Source organism: Mesorhizobium sp. M7A.F.Ca.CA.004.12.1.1, from assembly GCF_003997835.1.
GTDB lineage: Bacteria > Pseudomonadota > Alphaproteobacteria > Rhizobiales > Rhizobiaceae > Mesorhizobium.
On sequence record NZ_RZRK01000961.1, the window covers coordinates 1 to 2113 of the forward strand.

Annotated in this window: 3 protein-coding genes; all 3 read right to left on the bottom strand. The window is 60.9% G+C overall.

Annotated elements, in window-relative coordinates; translation table 11 throughout:
• On the bottom strand, nucleotides 1-891 hold an 891-nt coding region (locus EN984_RS32255; protein ID WP_127384249.1), incomplete at its 3' end, for a flagellin.
• 198 nt (nucleotides 892-1089) lie between these two features.
• On the bottom strand, nucleotides 1090-1821 hold the full coding sequence (fliP, locus tag EN984_RS32260; RefSeq protein WP_127271437.1) for a flagellar type III secretion system pore protein FliP: 732 nt from the start codon (nucleotides 1819-1821) through the stop codon (nucleotides 1090-1092).
• A partial coding sequence (locus EN984_RS32265; protein WP_164765812.1) for a flagellar basal body-associated FliL family protein occupies nucleotides 1818-2113 on the bottom strand: 296 nt, incomplete at its 5' end. The genes EN984_RS32265 and fliP, both read right to left, overlap by 4 nt.

Here is a 2113-nt window from a genome sequence, read left to right on the forward strand (position 1 = left end):
GCGGGTCGATTCCTTGTTCATGTCGGCATCGGCGAGCTGGCCGGCGCCGCGATCGATGGAGTCCATCAGGTTCGAGGTGAAGGTCTTCTGCAGGTCGATACTGCTCTTGGCGGCGCCGAGCGTGGTGGCGGCGTTGGTCATGGCCTTGAGCGCGGCATCGACGACGTTCATCTGCTGCGCGATCTGGCTATCGCTGGCGGCCGTGCCACCCGAGAAGATAGTCAGCGAGGCAACCGAATAGGTGTCGGTAACCGCTGCGGCAGCGCCCAACGTCGGTGCCGAGGCCGTGGCAACAGCAGCGCCCGTGGTGCCGAGGCGGGCCGTGTCGAGAATACCCTTGGCGGTTGGTGCCGCGCCGGCATCGTACAGCTTGATGCTTTCCACATTGACATCGATCGTCGAGATCGAAGCCGCGCCGGTCGCGTCGCGGTTGAAGGCCGAAACAATCTTCACGTCGGCCGCGGTGCCTGTCGCAGTGGACACCGAAAGCATGTTGGTGCCGGAGAAGGTGGCGCCATCGGCGTAGGCCTTCAACTGGTTCTGAAGGGCGGCGATTTCGACCTGGGTCTTTTCTTTGGAGGCGTCCGTCTGGCCGTAGGACGCGACCAGCTTGGTCTTGATCTGGTTGATCGTATCGATCGCGCTACTCATGCCGGTATAGGCTGTGTCGACCTTAGAGGCGCCGAGGCCGAGAGCGTCCGAAACGGTGGACATTGCCTGGTTGTCGGAGCGCATCGTGGTGGCGATCGACCAGTAAGCGGCGTTGTCCGAAGCCTGCGAGACCTTGTAGCCGGTCGAGATGCGGGCCTGGGTGTCGGTGAGGGATTTGCTGGTGGCGTTGAGGCTCTGCAGGGCCGTCAATGCGGCGCTGTTCGTCATGATGCTGGACATGGTACTCGGACCTTGATTTTACAGGTATTTTTTACATACCGGCTCTACCGGTATGACGGTGCGGCATCATGCCCATGATCTCTCAAAATCGATCACCCGCCATCTGCGAGCGAATATGCGGGCAAGTCCCTACCAAAGGGCTAAACCGGACGGTTAATCGAAAATATATTGCTGGGATTTCGAGCCGGCGCCGCAGGGTCAGTTGAAGGAGCGCACCAAGCTGCCGACAAGCAGGTTCCAGCCGTCGATCAGGACGAAGAACAGGATCTTGAACGGCAGCGACACCACTGTCGGCGGCAGCATCATCATGCCCATCGCCATGGTGATGGTGGCGACGATCAGGTCGATGACGAGGAATGGCAGCACGATCAGGAAGCCGATCTCGAAACCGCGCCGGATCTCCGAGATCATGAAGGCCGGCACCAGGATGCGCAGGTCGACGGTGTCACGCGAAACGGTCTGTCCGCGCTCGCGGGCAAGGTCGGCGAAGAGGTCGAAATCCTTGTCACGCACATTGTGCAGCATGAAGGTGCGGAACGGGTCCGAAATCTTGTCGAAGGCTTCGGTCTGGGTAATCTGGTTGTCCATCAGCGGCTTGACGCCGGTGTTCCAGGCCTGATCGAAGGTCGGCGCCATGACATAGAAAGTCATGAACAGCGACAGCGAAATCAGGATGAGGTTTGCCGGTGTCGACTGCAAGCCGATGCCGGCGCGCAGGATCGAGAAGGCGATGACGAAACGGGTGAAGCTGGTCACCATGATCAGCAGGCCTGGCGCCACCGACAGAACGGTCAGCAGGCCGAACATCTGGATGATGTAGCCTACGGTGGTGCCGTCGGCCTTGCCGATACCGCCGAGATCGAGTTGCTGCGCCGTCGCGACGGACGTTGCGGCCGCGATCATCGCCGTGGCGAGAAGGAACTTTCTCATTCGAGCAGCAATGTCCTGATAAGAATCTGCTTGGCGTGACCCTGGCTGCGGATCGAGGCGCGTTCCTCAAGATCGGCCTTCAGGTGCTGGTAGCCGCTGGCGCCCTCGATCTGATGCATCTTCAAGGTGCGCACCAGGGCCAGAAGATCCTGGTGGATGTCATCCGACATTGCCTGTGGCTGCGGCCCGTCATAGACGACGGACACCTCCATCCTGATCCATGTGCCGGCAGGCGAGGCGATGTTGGTGGTGATCGGCGCCAGCACGACAAGCATCGGGCCCAGGCCTGGCT

What these genes read in the sequence shown, in the direction of transcription:
- fliP (WP_127271437.1), bottom strand. Translation starts at nt 1,821, where the DNA reads ATGAGAAAGTTCCTTCTCGCCACGGCGATGATCGCGGCCGCAACGTCC.